Annotated in this window: 4 protein-coding genes; 1 reads left to right on the top strand and 3 read right to left on the bottom strand. The window is 71.0% G+C overall.

Translation table 11 applies throughout. The features are described from left to right. Nucleotides 1-130: 130 nt before the first annotated feature. The gene (locus AB0I73_RS40275; RefSeq protein WP_363045352.1) at nt 131-1,681 is read right to left on the bottom strand and encodes a serine hydrolase domain-containing protein; all 1,551 of its coding nucleotides are present in this window, start codon (nt 1,679-1,681) and stop codon (nt 131-133) included. Nucleotides 1,682-1,745: 64 nt separating this feature from the next. On the opposite strand from AB0I73_RS40275, the gene AB0I73_RS40280 reads away from it, so the two are divergent. Beyond that, nucleotides 1,746-2,420 (top strand): TetR/AcrR family transcriptional regulator, encoded by a 675-nt coding sequence (locus AB0I73_RS40280; protein WP_363045353.1) that lies wholly within the window; start codon nt 1,746-1,748, stop codon nt 2,418-2,420. Nucleotides 2,421-2,870: 450 nt separating this feature from the next. Here the strand turns inward: AB0I73_RS40280 and AB0I73_RS40285 are convergent, their stop codons facing one another. Both AB0I73_RS40285 and AB0I73_RS40290 read right to left on the bottom strand, forming a co-directional pair. Beyond that, nucleotides 2,871-3,917, bottom strand: a complete 1,047-nt coding sequence (locus AB0I73_RS40285) for an IS110 family transposase (protein ID WP_363045354.1) — start codon at nt 3,915-3,917, stop codon at nt 2,871-2,873. Between the two features lie 162 nt (nt 3,918-4,079). Further along, nucleotides 4,080-4,802, bottom strand: coding sequence for an IS6 family transposase (locus AB0I73_RS40290; protein ID WP_363045355.1), 723 nt, complete (start codon nt 4,800-4,802; stop codon nt 4,080-4,082). Nucleotides 4,803-4,940 lie beyond the last annotated feature (138 nt).

Genomic DNA, 4,940 nt, shown 5'->3' on the forward strand with positions numbered 1-4,940 from the left:
ATCGCGGACGCCAACGAGCGTGTCCGGCGCGGCCAGGTCGACAACGAAGAGGGAACCTCAGGGAGCGCCCGCCCGGCAACTGTCCGGGCGGGCACACTCTGGGTGCGGCCGGGGTGGACGGAGACGCATGTCAGTGGGCTGCCATGTGACCACGCTCCGGTCGGGAGGCTCGAGCCCGGGTGGAGCGGAGGGCGAGAACGAGGCGGAGAACGGCGGTGGTGGTGCCGGCGACCGCCGCGACACAGACGGTGATGAAGGCATCGGGCAGCCAGGTCATCAGCCGGTCCACGGGCATCTGGGCGGAGGCCTGCCACAGGGCGATCCACGGCAATGCGCCCGCCAGGCACCACAGCGCGGTCAGGACGGTGCGGCGCAGCACGGAGGTGGGCGCGGCCGGGCGGCGCAGGAGCAGGGCGGAACGTACGGTCGTCAGCAGCAGTGCCGCCGCCAGCAGGGTGATGCCCCAGATGGTTGTGTGGTAGGCCGACGAGGACGGCTGGTCGTCGGGTGCCTCGCCGTCCGCGAGGATGCGGGCGGCGCCGAAGCCGACCTCCATGACCGCCTCGTCGTGGAGGAGTCCGTGCAGGTTCTGCTGGACGACCACGGCGGTGTTCTGTTTGGGCAGCAGGAAAAGCATGGCCGAGTAGCCGGGGGTGGCGCCCGTGTGCCAGACGGCGTCGTCGAGCGGTGCGGGCAGACCGCCGACTCGCCAGCCCAGTCCGTAGCCGGTCGTGGCTCCCTCGGGTCCGAGCGTGCCCTCCTCGCGCATCAGGTGGACGGATTCAGGGGTGAGTACCGTGTCGCCGTCCGCGGTCCGCCCCGATCGAAGTTGGAATGAGGCGAAGGCCGCCAGGTCTTCAAGGTCGCCGCCGACGTATCCGTAGCCTGCGCCGTGATCGTCCACTTCCTCCGCGGTCGCCGTCGGCACGCCCCACATGAGCTGGTGTCCCGGGGGCAGGTCGCGCTCGCGCGCCGTTGTCCGGTCGGCGATGGCGCCGTCCATGCCGGCAGGTTCGAAGACCGCTTCCTTGAGGTGTTCGGCGAAGGGAATCCCGGTGATGGACTCGGCCACGGCGGACAGGATGAGGTAGTTGGCGCTGCTGTAGGCGTATGTGGTGCCGGGAGCGCCGAGCGGTTGTATGTCGTCCAGGGCGCCGATGCGTTCCGCCGGGCGGGGGCAGCCGGCGCCGAGACAGTCGGTGATCTGGAACGTGGCCGACTCCGGTATGCCTGCGGTCTGGTAGAGCAGGTGGCGGACCGTGACTCGGGACGCGTGGTCGGCGCCGCCGAACCGGAAGTGCGGCAGGTGGGCGACGACCCGGTCCTCGAGTCGCAGCCGTCCGTCCTGGACCAGGGCCATCACACCGCTTGCGGCGATCGGTTTCGCGACCGACCCCCATAGGAATGGGGTTTGTGCCGTGACGGGTTCACCGTTCCCGTCGTATCCCCAGGAGCGCTGGTGGATCGGGCCGTTGGGGCCGACCACGGCGTAGGACAGGCCGGGGGAGTGGGTGGCCTTCATGCGCTCGTGGATGTACGCGTCGAGTGCGGCGTAGCGGCCGGACGCCGGTGCGGGGGCCGCTACTGCGGGGGTCGTCAGGCCGCACAGGAGCAGGGCCAGCAGGAGGGCCACCGCGCTGGCGGCGGCGTGCCGTAGAGGGATCCGCATGGAGTTCTTCATCGTTCCTCGAGTGGGATAACCGTATGTCGATACGGTTATAACCGTACGCTGGTACGGTTATCAAGTGCCGAGGATCGCCGACCATGAAGAACGCCGACGTCAGATCGCCGACGCCGTCTGTGAACTCATCTCGCAGCACGGGCTCGACACCGTCACCGTCGCCCGTACGGCAGCTGTGGCAGGAATGTCGGTCGGGCTGGTGCAGCACTACTTCCGCACCAAGGACGAGATGTTGCTGCACGCGTTCCACGAGGTCAGCGCGCGCATCCGGGAACGGGTGGAGGCGCGGATCCGGGCCGGGGCCGAGCACCGGCAGCCCATCTCGGGAGTTCTGGCCGAGGCGATGCTCGAATACATCCCCCTGGACGAGGTGCGCCGCACCGAGTTCCGGGTCAGCCGGGCGTTCGCGGGCCGCGGCCTGGACGCTCCCGCCCTGGCCGAGGTCGACGCCGAGGCCGCCCGGCAGTTGCGCAAGGAGGTCATGCGCGCGGTCCACAACGGCAAGGAGTGCGGCGAGGTCGAGGCGGACCTCGACCCGTGGCCCGCAGCCGTACGCCTCACCGCCGTGATGGAAGGACTCGCGATGCAGGTCTACCGCGAGCCCGCCGGCGCAAGCGGGGTGGCGGTGTCCGAGCTCGTCGCACCGGTCCTCGCCGCCGAACTCGCCGCCGTCTTCACCGGTGAGTGCCGCCAGTACGGCAAGCAGACCGGGACGGCAGCCCCTCCCGGCGACGACTGACCGCCGTTCGCGCCCGTCCGGCGGCCCGGACCGAGGGCACTGCCATCCCTGAAGGAGCGAGGGTGGACAAGAGGGTCTCCTCGTCCTTTTTCTCCGGTTTCCGGGCGCTTGCGGGCAGCGCCGAGCCCAGGGTGCGGGGTCAAGGCGGAGCGCCCGCAGGCGGAGCCGAGGACGAACGGCCTTGAGGCCGCACCTGGTCGGCGCAGACTGGTCGCGCCGGGACCGGGGGTGTGGAGTTGTGGTGTCTCGCCCCAAGGGTGTGGTCGTGGTGTGGGCAGGCTCGGCTGCCGGTCATCCCTTCGCGGGGCCCTGTTCTGCCCGTGCGGCCCGAACAGGCCCTCTGCATGGGGCGGTCCGCTCCGGCAAGCGGGATCAATCACGTTAACGGCCGCGCCGCCGAGGCGGGGGCCAGACAGTGCGCGATCGCGCGCCGGCCGGGTTCCGGCCTGCTCACGCCGGACTCGTCTTCGCCAGGCAGCGGACCTCGCCGTCGCGCAGCGCGTAGTAGACCAGGGTGAGCAGCTTGCGGGCCGCGGCGGCCTTGGCGACGTTGCGGGCCGGGGTGCCGCGGCGTTGAATGATGCGGTCCCTCAGCCGCCGCACCGGGGTGTCGGCGGAGCATCGCCGCACCGCCTCGACGCAGGCCCGGCGCGGCAGCGACGAGCCCTGCTTGGTGATCGGCCCGCGGTGGACCTTGGTGTCCGAGGCGCGGTGCCGCGGGGTCAGCCCGGCCCAGGAACACAGCCGGGCGGGGCCCGGGAAGCGGGCGACGTCGCCGATCTCGGCGGCCATCACGGCGGCGAAGACCGGGCCGATGCCGGGGATCGTCTGCACCGCCGCGTAGCCGGGATGGCCGGCCAGGGCCTGGGCCGTGCGCTGGTCGAGGTCGGCGATCTCGGCATCGAGGGAGGCGACCGGCCGGAGCAGCGAGGCGGTGCGGGTGGCGTAGGCGCCGTGCAGCGGGACGGTGGCCGGCCGGGCCCCGCCCGCGCGGCCGAACAGGTCGGACACCGGCACGTGCGGGCCGGCCTTGCCCAGCACCGCGTGGATCTGGTCCTTGGCCGAGGTGCGCATGCCGACCGGCTTGTGCCGGTAGCGCACCAGTTCCCGCAGCCGGCGCACCTGTGGTGGGGCGATCCACGCCTGCGGCAGGCGCCCCATGCGCAGCAGGTCCGCCAGGTCGGCGGCGTCCCTCTCGTCGGTCTTGACCCTGCGGTGGCTGAACAGCTTCACCCCCAGGGGGTGGGCGAGGTGCACCTCGGCTCCGGCTTCCTGGAGCGTGTCGGCGGCCCAGTACCGGCCGTGGGTGGCTTCCAGTACCACCCTCGGGTGCGGTCCGGCCTTGGCGATCTCGGCCTTCAGGCCGGTCGGGCTGTTATCGATGCGTACCCGGCCCAGCCGCGTGCCCTCCGGCGTCATCCGCAGCAGCACCGAGCGGCTGCGGTGCAGGTCCATGCCCACGATCTGCGGTCCGTCGTAGGCTGTTTCCTGGTCCATCAGGGGCCTCCTGCCTGTGGACGGTGGCTACTTCTCCTGGACCGAGCATCGTCCGCACCCGGCCGGAGCGGGAGGCCCGCTCCTTCATCGCATCACGTTGTTGGGTATGTGGTTGTCTGACGGCGTGTCGGAGCGTGGTGGGGCCCGGTTCGGGGCCTGTGCTCAGGCCGTGGTGGGCCGGCCGGCGGCGCCGGTGACCTGCTCCCAGATGGCGAAGCGGAGGGCCATCTCGGTTCGGTAGTCGGGTGCGGCCATCAGGTGGCGGGGCCGGAAGTGGGGTGAGATGCCGCTGAACGCGGCCAGAAACCGCTGCGCTCCACCGGTGGAGCAAAAGCCCTTCATGGCGCGTTCGCGCTGCCGGGTGGGCTGGTGGCTGTTCTCGGCCCGGTTGTTCAGGCCTTTGTGCGAGCGGTGCTCGACGGAGGGCATGACCTCGCGGTGGGCCGCCCCGTAGGAGCGCAGCCTGTCCGTGAGGATCAACCGTGGCACCGCACCGGTCCTCTTCAGCAGGCGGCGGAAGAAGCGCTGGGCCGCGGCCTTGTCCCGGCGGTTTTGCACGAGGATGTCCAGCACGTTGCCATCCTGGTCCACGTCCCGCCACAGGTACTTCCGCTCGCCGTTGATCTTGATGAAGACCTCATCCAGGTGCCATGCGCCCCCGGGCCGGGGCCGCCTTCGGAGCAGGCCGTGGGCGTAGACCTGCCCGAACTGCGCACACCAGCGGCGCACCGTCTCGTGGAAGACGAGCACGCCGCGCTCGAGCATCAGCTCCTCGATCTCCCGGAACGACAGCGGGCAGCGGAAGTACCGCCCCACGCAGTGGGAGATCACCTCGACCGGGTACCGGTGCCCCTGGTACGACGGCGCCGCGCTCCCCACGACGATCCCCCTCCACCATGATCAACTCGAAGATCCTCCCACGCCATTCGCCAACGTGACTGTGAGGATGATCGGGTGCCGCTCCGGGCGGTGGCTTGACTCGCAACGTGACTGGCCGTGTGCCTTGGCATTGATCTGTCGGCT

The sequence above is a fragment of the Streptomyces sp. NPDC050388 genome, assembly GCF_040655635.1.
Taxonomy (GTDB): Bacteria; Actinomycetota; Actinomycetes; order Streptomycetales; family Streptomycetaceae; genus Streptomyces.